General features: G+C 62.9%; 16 protein-coding genes. 5 read left to right on the forward strand and 11 right to left on the reverse strand.

Annotation, left to right across the window (positions count from 1 at the left end; translation table 11 throughout):
* The 4 genes from ACX80L_RS15625 to ACX80L_RS15640 form a co-directional block, all read right to left on the reverse strand.
* Nucleotides 1-2,268 carry a hypothetical protein gene (locus tag ACX80L_RS15625; RefSeq protein ID WP_459290777.1) on the reverse strand — a complete coding sequence of 756 codons (2,268 nt, stop codon included), beginning with the start codon at nucleotides 2,266-2,268 and terminating at the stop codon, nucleotides 1-3.
* A gap of 197 nt (nucleotides 2,269-2,465) precedes the next feature.
* Nucleotides 2,466-2,906, reverse strand: a complete 441-nt coding sequence (locus ACX80L_RS15630) for a lactococcin 972 family bacteriocin (RefSeq protein ID WP_459290779.1) — start codon at nucleotides 2,904-2,906, stop codon at nucleotides 2,466-2,468.
* 148 nt (nucleotides 2,907-3,054) lie between these two features.
* The gene (locus ACX80L_RS15635) at nucleotides 3,055-3,582 is read right to left on the reverse strand and encodes a hypothetical protein (RefSeq protein WP_459290781.1); all 528 of its coding nucleotides are present in this window, start codon (nucleotides 3,580-3,582) and stop codon (nucleotides 3,055-3,057) included.
* Nucleotides 3,576-4,073 carry a hypothetical protein gene (locus ACX80L_RS15640; protein WP_459290783.1) on the reverse strand — a complete coding sequence of 166 codons (498 nt, stop codon included), beginning with the start codon at nucleotides 4,071-4,073 and terminating at the stop codon, nucleotides 3,576-3,578. The genes ACX80L_RS15635 and ACX80L_RS15640 overlap by 7 nt, the downstream gene beginning before the upstream one ends.
* A 38-nt stretch (nucleotides 4,074-4,111) precedes the next feature.
* Here ACX80L_RS15640 and ACX80L_RS15645 point away from each other — a divergent pair, with 38 nt between their 5' ends.
* A complete protein-coding gene (locus ACX80L_RS15645; RefSeq protein WP_459290784.1) occupies nucleotides 4,112-4,378 on the forward strand; it encodes a hypothetical protein in 267 nt (88 codons plus the stop codon).
* A 119-nt stretch (nucleotides 4,379-4,497) separates the two neighbouring features.
* Here ACX80L_RS15645 and ACX80L_RS15650 read toward each other — a convergent pair whose 3' ends face one another.
* The 4 genes from ACX80L_RS15650 to ACX80L_RS15665 form a co-directional block, all read right to left on the reverse strand.
* Nucleotides 4,498-5,019, reverse strand: coding sequence for a hypothetical protein (locus ACX80L_RS15650; RefSeq protein WP_459290786.1), 522 nt, complete (start codon nucleotides 5,017-5,019; stop codon nucleotides 4,498-4,500).
* 71 nt (nucleotides 5,020-5,090) lie between these two features.
* Nucleotides 5,091-5,669, reverse strand: coding sequence for a DUF6504 family protein (locus ACX80L_RS15655; protein WP_459290788.1), 579 nt, complete (start codon nucleotides 5,667-5,669; stop codon nucleotides 5,091-5,093).
* A 680-nt stretch (nucleotides 5,670-6,349) separates the two neighbouring features.
* Nucleotides 6,350-6,730: a DUF2256 domain-containing protein gene (locus ACX80L_RS15660; protein WP_459290790.1), complete on the reverse strand. Its 381-nt coding sequence runs from the start codon at nucleotides 6,728-6,730 to the stop codon at nucleotides 6,350-6,352.
* A gap of 623 nt (nucleotides 6,731-7,353) precedes the next feature.
* Nucleotides 7,354-8,424 (reverse strand): DUF6602 domain-containing protein, encoded by a 1,071-nt coding sequence (locus ACX80L_RS15665; RefSeq protein ID WP_459290792.1) that lies wholly within the window; start codon nucleotides 8,422-8,424, stop codon nucleotides 7,354-7,356.
* Nucleotides 8,425-8,505: 81 nt separating this feature from the next.
* Between ACX80L_RS15665 and ACX80L_RS15670 the strand changes: the two genes are divergently transcribed.
* Nucleotides 8,506-9,240: a GntR family transcriptional regulator gene (locus ACX80L_RS15670; RefSeq protein ID WP_459290794.1), complete on the forward strand. Its 735-nt coding sequence runs from the start codon at nucleotides 8,506-8,508 to the stop codon at nucleotides 9,238-9,240.
* 33 nt (nucleotides 9,241-9,273) lie between these two features.
* Here ACX80L_RS15670 and ACX80L_RS15675 read toward each other — a convergent pair whose 3' ends face one another.
* The gene (locus ACX80L_RS15675; RefSeq protein ID WP_459290796.1) at nucleotides 9,274-10,044 is read right to left on the reverse strand and encodes a hypothetical protein; all 771 of its coding nucleotides are present in this window, start codon (nucleotides 10,042-10,044) and stop codon (nucleotides 9,274-9,276) included.
* A gap of 475 nt (nucleotides 10,045-10,519) precedes the next feature.
* Between ACX80L_RS15675 and ACX80L_RS15680 the strand changes: the two genes are divergently transcribed.
* Nucleotides 10,520-11,200, forward strand: a complete 681-nt coding sequence (locus ACX80L_RS15680; RefSeq protein WP_459290798.1) for a DUF4145 domain-containing protein — start codon at nucleotides 10,520-10,522, stop codon at nucleotides 11,198-11,200.
* Here ACX80L_RS15680 and ACX80L_RS15685 read toward each other — a convergent pair.
* Entirely contained in the window at nucleotides 11,194-11,808 is a 615-nt protein-coding gene (locus ACX80L_RS15685) for a toll/interleukin-1 receptor domain-containing protein (RefSeq protein WP_459290800.1), read from the reverse strand. The genes ACX80L_RS15680 and ACX80L_RS15685 overlap by 7 nt on opposite strands.
* 270 nt (nucleotides 11,809-12,078) lie before the next feature.
* Here ACX80L_RS15685 and ACX80L_RS15690 point away from each other — a divergent pair, with 270 nt between their 5' ends.
* Both ACX80L_RS15690 and ACX80L_RS15695 read left to right on the forward strand, forming a co-directional pair.
* A complete protein-coding gene (locus ACX80L_RS15690) occupies nucleotides 12,079-12,672 on the forward strand; it encodes a recombinase family protein (protein ID WP_459290802.1) in 594 nt (197 codons plus the stop codon).
* A gap of 140 nt (nucleotides 12,673-12,812) precedes the next feature.
* Complete coding sequence (locus ACX80L_RS15695) at nucleotides 12,813-13,691, forward strand: hypothetical protein (RefSeq protein ID WP_459290804.1); 879 nt, start codon at nucleotides 12,813-12,815, stop codon at nucleotides 13,689-13,691.
* A gap of 143 nt (nucleotides 13,692-13,834) precedes the next feature.
* Here ACX80L_RS15695 and ACX80L_RS15700 read toward each other — a convergent pair whose 3' ends face one another.
* Complete coding sequence (locus ACX80L_RS15700) at nucleotides 13,835-18,850, reverse strand: multicopper oxidase domain-containing protein (protein ID WP_459290806.1); 5,016 nt, start codon at nucleotides 18,848-18,850, stop codon at nucleotides 13,835-13,837.
* Nucleotides 18,851-18,940 lie beyond the last annotated feature (90 nt).

The following is an 18,940-nucleotide window of genomic DNA, read 5'->3' on the forward strand; positions in this document are numbered from 1 at the left end:
TTAGCCTTCCTTCAAGCCCGTGCTTAGTGATCGGCGTTCTACAGCCGTGATTGCCACGAGGATCGCCACGGCCTGGGCGGCTAGTACCGCTGCGCAGGCCAATATCACCGTCGGTGCGGTAGCTCCTTGGCCGTCGGCTGTGACGGGGCCGGCAATGGACAGCGCAGCGGCCGTGAGGATCACTTGCGCAGCGAGTGAGGCGCTGAGGATAAGGAAGACCTCTCGGTTGGCGCGGAAGATCCCGTGTCCGTGTAGGCGGCGAATAGCCCGTGCGCGGTTGAATTTGTCGGCCAACATGAGCACGACGGCCACTGCGAAACCCGCGACGGCGAGAGCGGAGGCGCCGGCAACGGCTGCGGTCCGGTTCAGTCCCTCCTCGAGCTCGCTGAGGTTTTGCAGGGCGGCTTCGTCGGGTGTCACCAGATAGCGGAGGTTGTCATCGAGGCGCAGGTTCTGGAGTGTCGGTTGCAGCGCGGTCAGGGTACGAGCGGAATCGCCGTTCACCTTGACTTTGAGTGCTGTGCCCAGAAATCCGGTGACTGCGTTGAAGCGGTCGATGGGAAGACTGTTGGAGGGTGTCATGATTTCGATGATGGGGTCGGTGACCATGCTGCGGTCAGTGGGTGCGACCGCTGGGTTGAACGTGAATACCTGCTGGCCGGGTTCGGTCCAGATGATGCGCACGCGCTGATCAGCGAAGCGTTCTGCAGGGGCGCCGACGATCCGCGTTTCGCCTTGGTAGGCGCCGTCTCGTTGCGCGTTACCGGTGCGTCGTACCTGGAACATGTCCTGAAGGATCTGACTGTCCGCCTTGTACTTGGCGGGAACAGCCACTACCCATTCCTCCTCGGATGACGGTACCGAGATGGCCTGCCCAGCTTCATCGTAAACCGGGTACTCCTGCAGATAGTTGGTGTTGACACGTATCGGCGGCGGGAATGGGCCCTGGTCGATGAGGCCTTGCTGGGGGTCGACCTCTTCGTAGGCAGATGCGTCGATGAAGAGCGCTCCGCGGGAGTCGAGCAGGGTGTACAGCTCGCGGGCCTCGGAGATGGTCGAAGCGTTGCCGCCGCTTGTCAGTTCCACCGCGTCGTCGCCGACGAGGCGAGGGTAGAAAACCGCGTAGTCACGGTTGCCTTCTTCTGCACTTGCCAACTGTCGCTGGGTCGTCAGCTCGCCCCGCTCGGTCCACAGATGGGCCAGGCTGGCCGATAGGACGACGCCGCTACAGGTACTGGCCACGAGGAGGGCTCCGAGCGCCGCCTTGCCAGCAACCGGGGCGGACTTGACGAGGTTGCTAATCCGGACACCGCGGACCACGAGAGTGGCCGCCCCGATTGTTGCGCCCAATGTGGCGAGCGAAAAGAGGGTGAGAGCGCCAAGGGCGGCGACACGCAACTCCCAGTCAGCTCCCGGGAGTACGGACAGGACGGCCAGAGACGCGACGGCAGAGGCTACGGAGACGATGATTTGGAGGCGGCCGACCACCGCGAACCAGATCCGGCTGGTGGAGTAGCCGTTGAGGCGCAGGACGCCGATACGGCGCCCATCGCGGAGGAGGATGTATAACGCCAGCAAGAACGTGGTAACCATGAGGAGCAGCGTGATGCCGGTCAGGTTCACCGGGGACTCCTGCGGAAGGGCAGCGTTGCTGGGGGCGCTTTGCAGGTCGCTGGCCGACACGGGTAGACCCGCGGCGGTCAGGCGGGCCGCGACGATGTCGAGGAACTGTTGTTGCGCGGCCGGGGTCGGCGCCTCGATGACGTACGTACCTGCGGCCGGAAGTGTCTCGTAGGCGGCGGGAAGGCCCAAGACGGTGATGTCGTAGGCGTTCAGCAGTACCGAAGGCTTGCCGATGACCGAGACGCCGGGTGCCTGCTCTGTGGTCGAGACTGCCACCGCTGCGCTTTTTAGTTCCTCGCTGTCCGGCCAGCGCCCGCTCGAGAGGTTGTAGGCGTCGAACAGGGCCGTTGTTGGCTGTTCAAGCAGGACGTACTGCGTGACCACTGTTCGATTACTAGCGGTGATCCCTACTGATGTACGCACGACATTCGACTGGGTTGTCTGGGCCGCCTGGGTGAGGATCGACAACGTCAGTGCCGGGTCGGCGCCCGGTCCGGCGTCGGGCCAGGTCATGGTGAGTCCGATTTTGCTGGCAGCGGCCTGCTCGTCGGCGCGGCGGTTCTGGATGTTCGCCACCAGAACCAAGGCGGACACCATCGCTGTGATCGCCAGCAGGGCTACGACAAAGAGCAGTCGACTGCGCACGTATCTCCCGGTTCTTCGTGGTGCCTCGCGCCCTTCGGGCGTTGCACCGCATAGGCAGACTCCCGGCCGTGCAACGGCGCGGCGATGCGCGTCGGACGACCGGGAGCCTGCGTCAGTTTCATGTCGCTCAAGCCCTTGAGGCCTGGCCTACTATCTCATGGCTGCATGCTGGCTCAGCTGGCCAGCGGCAGGGGCTCTCAGTAGGTGTTCCAGTACGTCCTGCAGCCGGTGGTGAAGAACCCGTTCTTGGTGACTGAGGAGTTCGCGTACAGCGAGGGGTCGGCGAATCTCTTGCTGTTTCCGTCGCCGAAGATAGTGGTGGCACTGTGGTACACCGAATTGTGCACGTAGTTGGAGAAGCACTTGTCGTTGGGGAATGCCACGGCCTGCCTGCCGTAGGTCCAGGTCCCACCTCCGACCTTCGTCGTGGTGGCGAGTGTCGACGCCATACCGGGCTTGGGCTTGGTGACGTCGCTGATGGTCGTCGTGCCCCGTTGGTCCACGACGGCCGAGCCGCCGTTTTGGGCGACCGGCTCGCCACTGCCTCCGGCGACGGCTACCCCCGCCGATATGGTGAGAGTGAGACTGGCTGCTGCGCCGATGAGCGCGATTGTTCGGCCGATTCGAGATGTACCCATGACTGATTCTCCTTCGAGTTTGATCTGCTGTGGTGGAGCGGTGATGTTGGAGCGCTCCGGCTCGTCTGGCCGCGGCGCTTGAGACTGGTGTGTGTTCCGACACCAGGTTGCGGTCGCGCAATTCGTTCTCTGCGCGAGGACTTCGACGTTAATCGGGGGTGTAGGGGCTGATGTCCAGCTGGTCAGCTCCGTGATCGCGCAATGCCTCGGCGACACGCTGTGTGGCAATAAAGGCATAGTTTTGATGTGTCTGGCCGTAGAGGTTCTGAATATCAGAGCCTGGGGACGGATCGGTCGCGAAGCCGGTGTATCCCTCAAGAGGCGAGCCGGCGTGGTCTCGAACTTCGACGTCGAAGGTTCGATATCCGGTGACCTCAGCTGCGCGAAGAGCCTCGATGAAGCGGGTGGAGGCAATCTTCAGCGTTATTCCACCGGTCCACAGCATGTCACCGTATTTCTTGCCCCCGCCGTAGGGAGCAAGCCATACCGGGAAGGGAAGTTCTTCAGGACGCCAGTCCTCGATGAACGGGTAGACATTCGTGACGCCGTCAGGCATATACCAAGGTTCTCCGGTGATCTTTGGTTTACCTTGCCCGTTTACGTCGAGCCATACGTCATTGCGTCCTGAATTGGCCTGGATGCGAACCCACCCGGACGAGTGCTTGTCTTTCAGCACCGGTAGTAGCTCTGGTAACGAACCTTCATCGACGTGTTGAACTGAAGGACGGTTGTCTTCGATGCGTTCGGGTTCCGGTCAATCCAGTTCTGCCAGTCACGGTTGTACTGCGCGGACAGAGCCGAGTGGTTATTGGCCACCCCAGCAGTCGAAACCCACCACAGCCCGTACTGCGGGTCGTGGATCTGAATGCCCTTGGCCCCGAAGTACGTGCTGAAGGTCTGAGGCATGGTGTGGTGCGCCTGGCACCGCGTCCCGGGGTTGTAACCGGTTCGCTGGATCAGGTTGTACCGGAAATTCGCCGACGTGTACGGCCTGTACACCGCCGCCGCCACCATGATCCTGTTCTGGACTTGGGGCGCTGCAACGGTAGTGATGCCTACCGTTGGTTTCGACGTGATCGACGAAGCCGATGCTACCTGGCCTGACGTCACGACACCTGCTGCCATCAAAGTGGCAGCAATCAATGTCCAAAACTTACGGATCCTCATGGGTTTCCTCCCCCTGAATGTCGTGATAATCGCTATCGATGACCACCGACGATGTGAATGTAGCCGTCGCCCTAGGCTTTACACAAGAGTTTCCTCAAAAATTTGTGACGACAGCTTTAGGCGGTTCGCTGAAACGGACATTTCTGGCCCCACTTCAGGACCTGCCCTGGCGTTTCTTGGCGGCTATATGCGACCCCACGGCCACCTTTTCAACACGAATTTGCGTTTTTGACCTTTTAGGTCAACTTTCGTATGAGGTCAATACCGGAGAGCTATTGTGGGCACTCTTTTCCCGCTGGTCTTGACAACAGACACCGTCACCGCGATACAGCTGTAAGTGGAGAGGGGAGAATCAGTGCGGGGACGAAGACGACGAACCCGGTTTTGCGCCATTCCCTCTAGCTGTCCCGTCAGGGGGTCCGGTTCAGGGTCTGGAGGCCGTGTCGGTTTCTCGGGCCGCGATTTCGTGAAGGAGGAGGTCGATCCATCGGTCGAGGGTCTCGACGGGTTGGCCGCCGGGGATGTTCTGGGCGAGTAGATAAATGTCATTGATTGAGAGGTCGGAGCGGACGGCGCCGTCGACGCGGGCTTGATTGATAATCGACTGCAGAGCTGAGCTGGCTCGTTGTGCGTCCGATGCATCGCCTGCGTCGGCGTCGAGAGCGGCTGCGGCGGCCTTCGCGGCTTGATTGGTTGCGGTCGCGATGACGATGTCCCGCAGAAGGGCGGTGAGCTCGGTGTATGCAGGGCTGCCATCGCTCACGGCTGCCGCTGCGGCCTCGCTGCGATCCGCTACCTGCTTGAGGAACTCGCTCACCACCGATGCGACGAGGTGCACCTTGGTGGGGAAGTGACTGTAGAGGGTTGCGTGCGTGGATCGATGAAGCGCGGAATCCAAAGGAGTCAGTTCCTCGCGCATGACGAACTCCTCGATCCGCTCGTCCATCAGCCTGGCGTAATGATTCGTGTACCGCTTGGACCCACCCATGGGCCAGCCACGACCCGCCTACCGCCTACTCAAAACCCGTTGACGCCGGCGACCCTGCGCAGCCGCCAGTCCTGCCACCGAGGATCCGCACTCATGTCGAACTCGAGCACCGGCGACGCTGGTCCGGTCTGCGCCTGGAACCGCCAGAATCTCGTCGTCAGCATGCGACCCTGCCCGCCCTGCCCGCCTTGACCGCCCGGGGGAGTGGTTGAGGGCTCCCACCAGCTGCTTGAGCTGGACCATGACATCGGTGTCCCGATGACCTGCCACAGGCGGCCCCGCCAGCGCAGTGCCAACGGCAACCCCGAGGGCAGGAACCGGACGTCAGCTACCTCGTCGAGCACATGCCAGGCCGTCGCAGCCGAGCACGGCTCGTCCTGTTTCGTGGCTGTGGTGTGTGTCTTGTCGACTGGGTGCGCTGTCATCGTCCGTGCCGTCCTGATCCTCTGCCGTCCCTCGTGCAGGGTTTGAAATAGAACCCAGGTTTGATTATTTGGAAAGCTGTCTGAAGTGTCGGCGGGGCATGGCTGATTCAATGGGCTGATGACCCGATACGTCCTGAAGTCCATGAACAAGACCTTCGCTGGCGTTATGGCTGGGGTGTCCATCGTTCTAGCGGGGTTTCTAGGTTTGCTGTCCGTGTTGGCGTTACTGCTTGGTCAGGTGGAGTTGAGCTGGGACGGTGCATGGTTCGTACTCAGGAGCATTCTGCTCATTGGCCTCTACATCTTTAGCTTCCGGTACTTCCGCGTCCGGGCGCGATAGCGCTTCCTTCGTAGCACCCCAGCATGAGGAGGCTGTGCACATCCACCATTTACTCGAGGTGAGTTCTCCGGTGTCGGTGACGCGGGTGGGTGTGTGCAGGCGGGCTGATGGTTCCTGCTTGTCCCCCTGTGTGTGGAACAAGCAGCGGAGCGAGGGGAAGTGTGTTCCGTGCACCTGGGGGCAGGAGGCGCAGCATTCTGACAACCATTCAGCTCTCGGTCTTCGTGACGATGGTAGCGCTGCGCCGGCCCGTGAGGAGGCATCCGTACAGGTCGGCGCAGCGGAGCCTTAGTTCACCACACCGACGATGCTGTGGCGAGAGACGGGCAGAATGACCGGTATGCGTGGACGTTTCGTGATCGCAGGGAACAAGGCTGTGTCATGCGCATCAGGAATAGCGTTGATGCCCACCCACAACACCAGCGCTTCGAGCCATCCGCGCGCCGAGCACGGACGACGGCGGAACACCCTGCCCGCGCACGGTGCGGTCAACGGGGTCATGCATTCAGCGGGGTCAGCAGGATCAGCGAGGTCTGCGCAGTGTGACGGGGCCCTTGGCGGTCGAAGGATCTACGACGGCGCCGCGCTGCACCATCTCCGCGAGTCCGCGGGCGACGAGCCTGCGGGCAGCGTTGCGTGCAGGCTCGTGCAGCGGGCTGTCACTGCCGCCGAGGGCCGCTGCGGCGTCGGCCGGGTCGATCCCCGAACCGCGGGCTGCGGCGTCGAGCCGCGCGAGCAGCCACTCCTCGAGCGCGGTGTCGATGGCACGGATTTTGCGGGACCGGCAGGCGTCGCTGCAGTAGGCGACGTCCTCCCAGTTCCGCTCCCACTTCTTCCGCCACTCGATGCGGCGTCCGCAGGAGCGGCAGGACTTGGGCTCGTGCGCCGGACCTGCCGACCTCATCACCGGGCCACCGCAGCCGTCACATGCGTCCGGAGATGGAGCGGATCACGGCGAAGGCGCCGTCGCTCAATGGGCGAGAGCGGTCGCACATTTTCGTACCCCTTACACAACGCGAGTCGGGCGGCTTTGCTCGTCGGAACTGGTGGTGCTACTGGAATGCCATCAGTGGCCAGTGTGCGCAGAAGCCGCATTTCAAACTGCCTCCCCAATGGTGGCAGAGGATGCCACATCTCGGCGAGGGCGACCTGCTCCGGATGATCTGACGCCTATAACAGCGCATATGAAATGTGTATCGGCTTCGGTTGTTGAAGCTTCGGTCTACTTAGGTGGTGTCGCGCAGAGTCACCTATTTCGTGCAGCGGATCCAACCAAGACATCGGCTAAGCTGTGACGGCCGGGGAGAGATGGTGTCTCGTCCTCGTGTGTTGCAGCCCATCGAATGCGAGAGGCATACCGTCTTGCGGATGCGACCTTCCCGTAAGAAAAAGTACTCGAAAATCGGCCAGCGGGGAACACTGACGGAGGTCGTTGATAATCGGGTCTTTCATTTGTAGGGAAGACGTCAAAACATCAACTCCGTCCACATTTGCCTTTTGCGCCTGGCCCTTTCTTAAGACGCAAAGTCACTTCGTTTGCACGGTGGGTTTTGGCGCCGTTGTCCAGGGCACATGCTCAAAGCCCCACGAAACCTTGGTTCCAACCTTGCGCTCAACCCATGCGAGCAGGAACACGCGCATGGCCTCGACGGGTTCGGGGTCCTCTGTCGGTTCGGGGATTTCGTTAGATCTCTTCGCGGGTTCGGGCTCCTCCGTGTAGTTGATGTCAAATTCGCGAGCTAGACGCATCCACAGATACTCGAGTAGAATATTTAGTGGATTGAAGTTCGTTGAGGCATAGAATGGCCAACATTCATCAATCTCCTCCGCCATATAAGGCAACCCGTTCATCTTGCACAATGAGTACCTGCCACTCACGATGAGTTGAGGGAATGATCCAGGACTATACAAGTTGGTTCCAGATCCGTTGGACGCTTGGCCAGCGACGACCACGTCGCTAATCTGTTCAGCGAGTTTTTCACGAAAGCTCTGCTCGGATTCGTAACCGTTATAGCCGAAAACTACCCTCAGGATGCCCCATGATTCCAGGAGGAGGTTGTGGAGAATTTCAAGCTCTGTTCCATCAAGAAGTTCTTCCGCCGTTTCGATGGTGTCGAATCTTATATTAATGGTGTGAGCCAGGGCGCTTAGGACTCTTTCCGTATCCAAAGCCATCATAGGGTAGGTTTTTCGGGATTGAAGGTACTCGAGTTCAAGGTCGCGAATCGACTTCGAGTGTTCGAAAGCACTTTTAAGGTCTTTACCGTAAAGAGTTTTTTTGATTTCAAAGACAGCGACTACGTTTTCTATATCGCAGACATAGTCATCCGTGTATGGGATCTCTCTCTCGGTAGTACGCACCAGCATGCAGTCGATCTGTCTCGAGTATTTCAACCCCTTGGGGCCAGGGATAGAAATGAAGCCGCCCGTGATATTTAGATTGACCCCCTCAGGTAGTGCTCGCTTGAGGACTACTTTCTTGAAGTGACCCTCGTACATTTTGCCGATTGTGACGCCATGCTTAATGTCGTCCTCGTCGAGTCGCCTTTTTTCCTCTTCCATAAGCTTTGTTAAAAGCGCAGCATAAGTTTGGATCATGTAACTAAAGGTAGTACCTCCGTGTCGAAGTGGCTACTCCCGGCGACTGCTGCGCTTCGTCGCTGCAGCATGCACATAGCAATGTCCCGAAATCATTCTTTGTGCGCTCTTCGGACATCCTGTCTGCCGCCGGAGTCGTTGCTTCCCAGCGAGAGCGAACGGGGTGAAGCCATGGACGTCAGCCGGACGGTCGTGCGGGAGGCGCTGCTGCTGCTCGAGGAGGACGGGCTCGTCAGGTCACGCCGGGGAATCGGCCGGGTCGTCTCCGCCACCCGACCGGCCGTGGGATTCGAGCGTCTACGCCCGATGGAGCAGATTCTCCTGGAGCGCTTCCACGACCTCACCGTCGACCGCACCGATATGACGGTAGCGATCCGATCAGCATCCTCCGTCACCGAGGGCCTCGGTATCGCCCCGACGTCAGCGAGTACGTTCATCGAGTCCGTGCTCTCCAGCAACGGCAGGCCCGTCGCGCTGGTCCAGGAACACCTCCCGGCAGGGGAGGATCTCCAGGGGTTCGGCACCCAAGTGCAGGACCTCGTCGAGACCGTCGACGAGGAGCGCACATGCCTCGGCGCCCTGATGTCCGAGCTCGGGCCAGCCCTCGGCGCAGGACGCTCGGAACTGGCATCAGGCACACCGGTAGTGGCCCACGCAAAATTGCTGAGGACACAACCCATGTCACCTGTACTGATCGTGACGCAAACAGTTCACCTGGACTCCCGACCGTTTTACCTGGCCGAGATCATTCTTCCCCCGGGGGCAGGTCCGCTGGAGATTAGTCACCCCACGCGACGAGGACGCCCACCAGCGTGATCCCCGGGCTGCTTGGCCGCGCCGAAGGATTTGCTACTCGAAGGTAGCCACCCCTGTGCGTTCCCGAGCAAACCTGATCATCGCGGCGACAGCCTCTATCTTATTTTTCAACGCGACGGCCCCAAGAGTTGTGGGGTGATCTCCATATCGTGCCGCGTTTCTCTCCCTTTTCAGTAAGTCGAGGACCTGTTTGTGCTCAGCCGGGACATTACCAAGAGTTACGTTCGATTTCAGCCAGTTCGCCCGCTCGCTTTGAGCTTTAGAATGATCACTACGCAGTTGTGTGTGTTCTGTGCCGCTTGTCATCTGAGCCTGCACCGTGAGCTCAGCAGCAGAAAATAGATTATCGATGGCTGGGCGTGGTGCCGTGGAATAGCCAACCTCGGCAGTCGCCAAGTACTCGCTTGCGAGGCTCAGCAGTTCGCGGATGCGTTGCTTGTTATACCGAAAGTCGAACTCGAGATACCCGCGACCGTCGATGTTCACATACACGAGCCAGCCACTATCGGGATCTACGTTGAGAGGGATTAAGTGGTCAAGGCTTTCGAGGTTCTCGGCTGTCAGCGTCGTTCCTCGTTCCACGCCGGCATCGAGCTTCGCCTTCGCCGCCACTTGGACTTCCTCATTCAAAAAGACTGTGTGTTCACCGCGTGAAGGCAGCTCGACGAGAGCAGCCCAAATGGTTACGCGGTCCGCTGCCAGGCCTCTACTTACCAGCTCTGGTTCTACCCAAGTGACGAAGAAGTTTTCTATGACGTTAGCTCCGAAGTCGGAGTCAACGTCTTCTACAGGTCTCTCGCTCATCTCTACAGTGTGTACTCGCTTTGTCTGTGCCCGCACAAGCGTCACGAAGCCGTGTAACGCTGTGCTCCGCAGTCGGTCTCTCATCAGTTACACACCGACACCCACTACCTCACCAGCGAACATGAGGGCCGGGCCTGGCCGGGGTTCCGAGCGGGAACGGACGCTGCTACCCCGGCTGACAAAGGCGCGGCAACTCAGAATCACGTTGCCGCTGAGGACATCGACTGGGGATCTGCTGCCTGACCCGACCGTGCCCCGTTCCCCAGTGCTATTCACCCAGTGCTGATCACGCAGCGCGGGAACGCTGAACAACTGGTGATCGACGTGAGCCTCCGTCGTATAGTCGCTCCTCCGTATGACCTTTCTACTGTGACACGATGCTCCCATGCAGGAATATGCCGCTCCGTACTTCGAGGCCCCGAGTTTCAACTGTCCCCGATGTGGTGCTTTCACATCTCAGAACTGGGATCCCTTGATGATCATTGATGAGAACGTCAACATGTGGTCGGTATCAGACCCTGAGTACATGGTTTGGACTGACGAGGGTAGAAAAGAGGGCACTCCTGACTGGTCAGTCAGTAAGTGCTTTGCATGTAAGAAATACTCTCTTTGGATTGAAAAGGATCTGGCTTATCCATACGTGTCAAGCCCTCACTTCAGGGGCGGTCAAAACTCTAACCACGTTCCGCACGTTGACATGCCAGCGGATGCCGCCGAACTATTCAATGAAGCAGTGGCAGTCCTCCCTTACTCGAAGCGAGCCGCTGCGGCACTGTGTCGTGCATCCATGGAGCGTCTGGTGAAAGGTTTGACGAAGGACGCCGTTGGGAAGAAGAAAAACCTAGATGACAGGCTAGTGATACTGCAATCAGAGGTTTCTACTCCAACGATTCAAGGGTTGAACTTTATCCGGTACATGGGAAACATGGCCCTGCACGGGGACGGTGAGCAAGGCGAATCTGCGGTTATTCTCCTTACTGACACCGACGCTGGCGTAGCGGAGGTGTTTTTCAAAGTAATGAACTCGCTCGTCGATGAGTTGATAACAAAGCCGAAGACGTATGCGGACCTGCACGCCTCGCTGCCTGAGGGCGTTCGGAAGAGTTTTGAAGACAAGGTTGCTAAGCATCAGGCTGAGCAGGGGAAGCCTCAGTAGGAGGACACTTCGCCGCCCCCACCGCTCCATTTGCATTTCGTACAGCGGATGTACCCGTAGGTGGTCTCACGAGTCGGATCAGGCACGACGAACTCTTCGATCTCCGGGATGCCAGCACCGCAACTAGGGCAACCTGCATACGGGCCGTAACCCTCGTTGAACGCAACGTCGATACCCCAAGTCTCCAAGGTGTTTTGAACAGCCTTGATGAGCCGTGCACCGTGCTGGAGACCTAGTATTTCCCGAGCGATCATCTCGCGGGCTTCCTCAGTGTCCGCCTTAATATACTTCTTATAAGCGAGTGTTTCGGGCAACGGTGTGTCATCCAGCATGACTACGAGGAAGCCCTGTTCGTCGGCTCGGAACTTGGCCCAAGCGGCTTGCCTCTCCACCTTCACCCAGTCCGATTTCGCCGCTGTCGCAGACCAGAACAGTACGAAGACATTGACTGTTTCGAGGGCATCTTCGATGCGCCCAGGTATGACCTCGCCGTTGAGGATACTCAGTTCATCGAAGAACGGCTCGGCACCCATCAGAAGCAGTTCGCTTTGTACCTGACGGACGATGGGCTTGTCGTCGCTTTGGTGCGACAAGAAGATTCTCTGCATCTCGTAATCCTAGTGCTGCTCGTCTGACCCGCCTCGACAATCAATGCCGAGAAAGTTTGGACGCTCGCCCAGATCCGAACGTCGGTCCACCGCCTTTCAGACTGCAAGCTAATTCCGTCCTCTCATCAAAGGATCCTTTGACTGAACGAACGGTGGAGCTCGCCACCGGGTCGGTGGACTCCAGCATCGGCGGGGGAGTGGGCGTCCGCGTCGCGTCCCAACAATGTGTCTCACCTCGAGTATTCTCAGGAATCAGGAAAGCAGCCTTTGATGAGTGCGCGGGGAGTCGACTTGGGAAGTATCGGGTATGCCAGGGTCAGCACGCTGGAGCAGAACGCGGATCTGCAGCACGCAGCGCTCACCGCGGCGGGCTGCAACCGGATTTTCACCGACTACGGGGTAAGCGGTACGACGGCGAGTCGACCCGAGCTCGACAAGCTCCTTGATCACTTACGCCGCGATGATGAGGTGGTGGTGTGGAAACTGGACCGGTTGGGCCGCAACACCCGGAACTTGCTGGCCCTGATCGATGACCTCGAACACCGGGGTGTGCACTTCCGGAGTGTCACCGAGGGCATCAGCACGACCGGTCCCATGGGTCGGGCGATGCTGACCGTGATGTCGGCGTTCGCGCAACTTGAGCGGGACCAGCTTGCCGAGCGGACCAGGGCCGGTATGGCTGCAGCCGCCGAGCACGGGAGGAGGGCCGGCCGGCGGGAGGTCACCGCTGAGCATGCGAAGGTGAGGCGCGCCCACGAGTTGAAGGCGCGGGGGCTGGCACCGGCGGATATCGGAAGGATTATCGGCGTTAGCCGGGCCACGGTGTACCGGTATCTCAGCCTGGGAGCGAACGGAAGGTCCTGAGGTGACGAGGACAGTTACCGCCTCCACCGCAGAGCGCCTCACAGGCAGCGGTGTGCCGCCTCGCCTCGCGCACGAGCCTAACCTCAGCGGCCCCGGTCGTCCGTGGTAGACAAAGATCAACCCATCTGAAAGGACAACTCGTGACGGAAGCGAAGCGGCACCCATTATCCGATCCGGCGTCCCCGGTTTTCGGCATCTTGTCCACGCTAACGATGGGAGGCCTCTCTCTCGTCGATGGATCGACGCTCGATGACCGGCAGCGCCGCGCTGTCCATGTCGGAACCGCTGTCTTCACTGGCCTATATGTCGGGGTCACTGTCGGCGGCAGGCACATACCACGGCGGGTATTGGCCGGGCTCGCCGGGGGCGCGGTCGCGCTTCGTTTCGCTGATCTCGGAGACGTCATCGAGGCCCGTCTCGAGGAGAGGCTTCGGCGGGCCGGTGCGCGGCACCCGCGCCGCTGGATGGCAGCATGCGCCGCAGCCTTGACGTTCGCTGGGTTCCTCAGTGACCGGGCCGCGGCTGATCGAGCGTGGGGCATGGCGATGCTGGATGACGACTCTGAGCAGGTCAAGCCACTGAATGCCCACGTTCGAAGCCTCATCGAAGGCATCCTTAACGCCAGCGACATAGCGGGAGCACGAGAGCTCCGCGCACAGCTCGCCGTCGCACAGGAACTCTCCTGGGGTGACGAATTCACCTCCAACGTGTACTTTGACGTTCCCGCCGACCTGCCACGCGCTGTGCCGCACGATCAAATCTTCCCGGTGCGCGCCCAATTCACTGGACCGGGGGGTGCAACATATCAAGTCGTCCTGCAGCTTTCAGCCGGCCACTTGGATCACTTGGTCGTGGAACCGACAGATCAGGAAAACGTCGATCTCGCTGACGGCCTCCTGGCGGAATGGCCCGATCCCTCCGAGGTCGCCCACGTCCTCGACGGCGTTGATGGAGCGAAAGCTGTCTTGCAACCGACTCCTCCTTCACCAAACACCAGCCCCACCAACGAGACAAGGTAGCAAGACGCACCAGGAGCGGCAGTGACGGGGAGGGGCAAGTGTCTCGTCCCGGTGTCTTGCTACCCGGCCGTGGACGCCTGCATGCCTGGCAACCTCGGGGAGGTTGCCAGGCATGCGTGGTCGTGCCTGCGCCGGGTTTCCGGTTACTTCACGCGGAGCAGGTCGGGCTGGGTGGTGGTGTGGACCCTCAGCAGTCCCCAGAGACCGGCGTTGGTCTGGTTGACCTGGTTGCCGTCGCGGTAGAGGAAGTCTCCGCTGGTACCGCGGGGCCCGCCGGCTCCGCCGACCAGGTCGTGCGACGACGCCTGGCCGGCGACGAGGAGCCCTCGTGCGCTGACGATCGTGGAGGCGGGGTCGGCCGGCTGGTAGTTCCATCCGTGTCCGTTGAGCACGAAGGTGTGCGCACGGCCGCGGTCGCTGCTGGCCAGCAGCCGGATCTTCACCGGGTCCCCCACGTACGCCCGGACGATGGGCGTGGCTGGGTCGCCGTGTACCACCGAGCTGAGCACGTTGGACTGCAGCGGGTCCCTGGCCAGGCGGGGCGCGAACCGCTCGGTACGGTAGCTGACCCCGCGGTTGCCCTGGTCGTACGGGTCATCGACCTCGCCTGCTGTTGGAACGGCTGCCCCGGACGGGGTGCGCAGGTTCAGACCGTCCTGCCACTCCAGCGCGTGCTCGCGGTAGACCTGCGCCTTACCGGCCGCATCGGTCCAGCGGATGACCGCACTGGCGCCGGTGACGATCGCCGCGCCGGTCTGCGGGTGGGTCCAGGTGGAGCCCTTGGGCTCGATGAGGAGCCCACCGTGCAGGCCGTGGTGGCGGTGACCACGCCGGTCGCCGAAGTCGGCCAGGGTCACGCTGGCACCGGCCAGCTCTGCCGGGACGTACCAGTACTGGGTGATCGATTGCCCCGGTGCCACGGTCTGGTCGAAGTTGCGGCCCACCGTGGCGCCGTCGGCCCGCTTGACGTCGAACTCCAGCAGGGCCGCGTGGATGGAGACACGGTTGCCGGACGGGAACGGTGCGTCGGCGGGGAGCGGCACATCACCGGTGTGCTTGGGCAGGCCGGCCGCCGGGAGCTTGTTGGTGAGCTTCATAACGACGCAGTCACCGGCGTTGGCCCGGATGAACAGCGGCTCGATTGGCTTGGTGCCGGCCCGCACTGCAGCCTCGTCCGCGGTCAGGACGTACAGCGCCCCGGCGGGGTCGTGGTCCCCGGTCTTGGCGTTGTAGACGATGTCCTTGTGGATGGCGGCCACGTCGTAGGTCCGCAGCGGTGCGCCGACCGGGCAGGTGTTGACGGCCTGCGGCGGCCGGGAGTTCAGCGCCTGGCCAGGCTGCAGGGCCGGCCACGGGGTGGCCTGTGCTGCGGGCGCGCCACGGTCGGGCAGCGGCTGGAGGTCGCTGACCTGACCGTCCGGCACCCGGAAGATGCCCCACATGCCCAACCACTGGTCGTCCAGCGGCGTGGATCCGTACAGGTAGTCACCGGGGCGCCCGGCGCCGCCGGCAAGGATGTTGGGCGTGCCGTTGGCGGTGTCGTTGCGGGCCTGCTTGAGGGTGTTCTCCGTGGTGCGGGCCTTGCGGCCGAGCTTGGCACCGGACAGCTCGTAGTTGTAGTACTCGGACAGGGCCAGGCTCTGGTTGTCCACGATGGTCGAGGAGGCGTTGTCCGGCTCGTTGAGCCACTTGTGCCCGTGGAGGTTGAAGGTGTGGACCTCTTCGTGGCTGCCGGTGACGTTGCGCACGACGACCGGGTCCCGGGTGTATGCCCGGAAGACCGGGGTTGAGGGGTCGCCGTGGACGGTGGAGGAGTAGACGTAGGCGGGGTCGCCCTTGGGGCCGGTCACGCCGGGCTTGACCCGGATCTGGAAGGGCTCGTTGCGGTAGTTGATCGCGTAGCCACCTTGGTCGGCGCCGTAGTCGTCCACTGCCGGTGGCGGGTTGATCGGGTCGCCGGCGCCGTTGTTCTTCCACAGCGGGATGCGGTCCTGGTGGAACACGCTGATCTCCCGGAAGTCCGGCCCGCTGGGCGAGCGGATGTCGGCGACCGTTCCCACACCGTTCGTCGCGGTGCCGGTCTTCGGGTCGTGCCAGGTCGCGTCCGCCGGCTCCACGTGCAGCGCGGCGAACAGGCCCTTCTGCTGGTGCAGGTTGGCGTACTGGTGGTCGTGGAAGAACACCGTGCGCAGCGGCTGGTCGATGAACCAGCGGTAGCCGTAGGTCTGGCCCGGCATGGCGCTGGAGCTGTAGTTCCAGCCGACGCTGGTGCCGTCCGAGGCGAGCTCGTCGAACTTCACCAGGTGCACGTGCGTGGACACCTCGCTGGTCTCCTCCTCGTGCATGAAGTCGCCGTCGAGGCGGTTGACGTGGTCCAGGGGGACTCTGGGGTCCTCGTCGAGATGGAGGTCGTTGGTCGTCAGGACCTGGACGCACTCACCCAGTCGGGCGCGGATGGTGAACGGCTCAGGTGCCACCGTGCCGGCGCGTACCGCGGCCGCCTGGGACTCCTCGACGTACACCCGGCCCTGTCGGTCCTTCCAGCCGGCGCTATTGTAGGTGATCGGGACGTCCACGACGTGCGGCCGGTAGGTCCGGGTGGGTGCACCGGTCGGGCACGGGTCAATGTAGCCGTTGCCGGGCTTGGCCGGGTCGAGCGCCGGCAGGCCGGCCGCCTCGAGCGCCGTCGGGTTGCGGGGGGCGTCGCCGGGGCGGCGGATCGCCGCGAAGTCGTCCTTCACGACAGCGTTCGGGGGGCGGTACGCGCGCTGGCCTAAGTCGCCCTTTACGAACAGCGGGAAGCCGGGCTGTTCGGCGGTCGGCGCGGCGGTCTGGCCGGTGCGGGTCGGCAGCTCGCGCAGCGCCTGGATCGGGGTGCCGTCGGCGTAGGTCTGGGAGCCGTCGCGCAGCTTGTCGAAGATCCGCAGGTGGCCCCACATGCCCTGGGCGAAGTGCGGGTACAGGTGGCAGTGGAAGATCGAGTCGCCCACCGTGCGCTGGATGCCGCCGGCGCCGCCCTCGAGCTCCATCCGGTAGCCCTCGCCGGGGCCGATGGACTGAACGTCGTTGCGCGGGGAGTCGGGGTTGTTGGGGTCCTTAAACCAGCGCTGGGTGTGCTGGTGCCACGGGTGGCTCTCCTTGGCACCGGGGTGCACGACGTGGAACTGGACCGGGTCACCAACGTACGCCTTGGGGATGAGGTTATCGGAGTCGACGGCGATCGTGCCGTCGGCGAGCTTGCGCACGAGCTTGCCCTCGTCGCCGAAGATCCACGACTGCAGGTGGGCCTCCTCGTTCAGGCACTTAGCGCCCGGGTCGTCCACGACCCGATCGAGCTCGGGCACGTAACCGTCGCAGAAGTGGTCGGCCGGGCTGTGGACCTTGCCGTTGGGCAGCGTGATGGTCTTCGCGATGCCGTCCGGGTTCTCCGGGGTGACCGTGCCGCGATGCTCAAGAATCGCCCGCATCCGGTTGCGCAGGGGCTCGGAGCGGTAGTTAATGCCAAACGTGGAGTCCGGCAGTCCGGTCGTCGGGTACGTCGGCTGGCGGCCGTCGCGGTCCTTAACGTCCTCGTTCTCGTCCATCAGGACCATGGCGTATGAGCGCAGTGAGCCGGTCAGGGTCACGACGTCGGCGAAGGCCTGGGACTCGACCGCGCGGCCACCGACCAGCAGGTCCGCACCGGTGGCGGAGTTGCGCCACACCGACCCCTTGGGATGCACCACGACCGCGCCGTACAGGCCGTCCTGCACCGTGGTGTGGCCCGGGTCAGCGGAGTCGGTGTTGGCGATGTCGCTGATCGGCGCCTCGCCCTGCTTGTCGGCGTACCAGGTGTAGGTCAGCGATTCATCGGGGGCCACCGTGGTGTCGGGGTTTTTACCGACCCGGGCCCCGTCGGACGCCTCGGGGTCGAGCTGGACGAGCCCGTCGGGGTGGATCCCCACCCGGCGGGTCAGGTCGTTCTTCAGTGTTACCTTGACGCAGTCACCGACGTTGGCCCGGATCACCAGGGGCTGGGTCAGGTTCGGGTTGGCGAGCATCTCGGTCTTGCCCAGGCGGGCGTCCTCGCCGTTGAGCGCGTAGATCGCCCCGTCCGGCAGCGTGTCACCCCAGCCGTTCAGCGGGATGGCGATCGAGAACGCGGAGATGTCGTAGGTGATGGTGCGCGATCCGGCCGGGCAAATGCCAACGGTGGAGGCGGCCTGCGCCGATGGCAGCACGACCAATGAGGCGCTGACGACGCCGAAGGCAGTGGCGCCGGCGAGGACCGCCAGGCGGGGGCGCAGCGGGCCACGGGACACCCACACGGTGCGCAGCGCCCTGACCCCAGCCAGGGCGCCGGAACCGACCAGGGCCACCAGAACCGTCACCGGCGCCGCCAAGACGAGCACCTCAAAGCCGTGCTGCACGGGACCGGCGGCCGGCGCCTCGAAGAGCAGGCCGTGGCCAGGGCTGGCGATCGCGAGCCCGGCCGCGGCGACGATGCCACGACCCTCCGCGCTGGCCAGCGCGGAGGAGCGAAGCCAGTCGACCGCGACGATCCGGCGGGCCAGCGCCGCGGAGACCACTCCGCCGAGCAGGAGCGCGAGCAGCACGACGGGTACGGCGAGGGTGGCGTCACGCAGCCAGTGCTTCACGGCACTCATGCCGGCCAGGTCGTGGTGGCCCTTGGCGGCGCTCGAGGCCTGTACGGTCGCGACGTCCGTCGTCGCGCCGGCGTTGGTCGGTAGCGAGGGGCCGTCCATTTGACCGGACTGGATCGCCATGGCGGTGTGGTCAACGTGGCCGGTGGCGTCCGTCGGTGCGCCGGCGGCAGCGGCGTCATCGGCGTGCTCGTGCGGGGCGGCGGCGGCCACCTCGCTCGTGTGCTCGTGCGGGGCCGACGCTGCGGCGGGGTCGGTGTGCTCGTGCGTAGCCTTGGCCGGGGCGGGCGTCTCGGCGACAGCGTGCAACGAGGGGCCATCGGCCGGCGCCTCGTGCTGGTGGACCGGACCGGCGGCGTCGACTGGGGCGACCACCACGGTCGAGGTAGCCGCGGACTGCTCGAGCCCGTGCGTGTACTGCAGCCACCCCACGGCGGGGTAGGTCAGGACGGCGCTGAGGAGGAGGGCGGGAAGCACCGAGCGGTGTCGCGGGAGGTGAAACGGTCGAGCGGGCATCTGACACTCCAAGCGGAACAGACACGGGAACGAGTTCTCGGTTCGGGATGAGTGGTGCGACCTTCAAGGTGGAGGAGGACCTGCCCGAAG

It is taken from the genome of Arthrobacter sp. MDT1-48-3 (genome assembly GCF_054511015.1).

Excerpts from the sequence above, each read along its gene's own strand:
- ACX80L_RS15665 (WP_459290792.1), bottom strand. The coding sequence starts at position 8,424 with ATGATCCAAACTTATGCTGCGCTTTTAACAAAGCTTATGGAAGAGGAA.
- ACX80L_RS15650 (WP_459290786.1), bottom strand. The coding sequence starts at position 5,019 with ATGGACGAGCGGATCGAGGAGTTCGTCATGCGCGAGGAACTGACTCCT.
- ACX80L_RS15675 (WP_459290796.1), bottom strand. The coding sequence starts at position 10,044 with ATGAGCGAGAGACCTGTAGAAGACGTTGACTCCGACTTCGGAGCTAAC.
- ACX80L_RS15630 (WP_459290779.1), bottom strand. The coding sequence starts at position 2,906 with ATGGGTACATCTCGAATCGGCCGAACAATCGCGCTCATCGGCGCAGCA.
- ACX80L_RS15655 (WP_459290788.1), bottom strand. The coding sequence starts at position 5,669 with ATGGACACCCCAGCCATAACGCCAGCGAAGGTCTTGTTCATGGACTTC.
- ACX80L_RS15670 (WP_459290794.1), top strand. The coding sequence starts at position 8,506 with ATGTCCCGAAATCATTCTTTGTGCGCTCTTCGGACATCCTGTCTGCCG.
- ACX80L_RS15640 (WP_459290783.1), bottom strand. The coding sequence starts at position 4,073 with ATGAGGATCCGTAAGTTTTGGACATTGATTGCTGCCACTTTGATGGCA.
- ACX80L_RS15660 (WP_459290790.1), bottom strand. The coding sequence starts at position 6,730 with ATGAGGTCGGCAGGTCCGGCGCACGAGCCCAAGTCCTGCCGCTCCTGC.
- ACX80L_RS15685 (WP_459290800.1), bottom strand. The coding sequence starts at position 11,808 with ATGCAGAGAATCTTCTTGTCGCACCAAAGCGACGACAAGCCCATCGTC.
- ACX80L_RS15690 (WP_459290802.1), top strand. The coding sequence starts at position 12,079 with ATGAGTGCGCGGGGAGTCGACTTGGGAAGTATCGGGTATGCCAGGGTC.
- ACX80L_RS15700 (WP_459290806.1), bottom strand. The coding sequence starts at position 18,850 with ATGCCCGCTCGACCGTTTCACCTCCCGCGACACCGCTCGGTGCTTCCC.
- ACX80L_RS15680 (WP_459290798.1), top strand. The coding sequence starts at position 10,520 with ATGATCATTGATGAGAACGTCAACATGTGGTCGGTATCAGACCCTGAG.
- ACX80L_RS15645 (WP_459290784.1), top strand. The coding sequence starts at position 4,112 with ATGACCACCGACGATGTGAATGTAGCCGTCGCCCTAGGCTTTACACAA.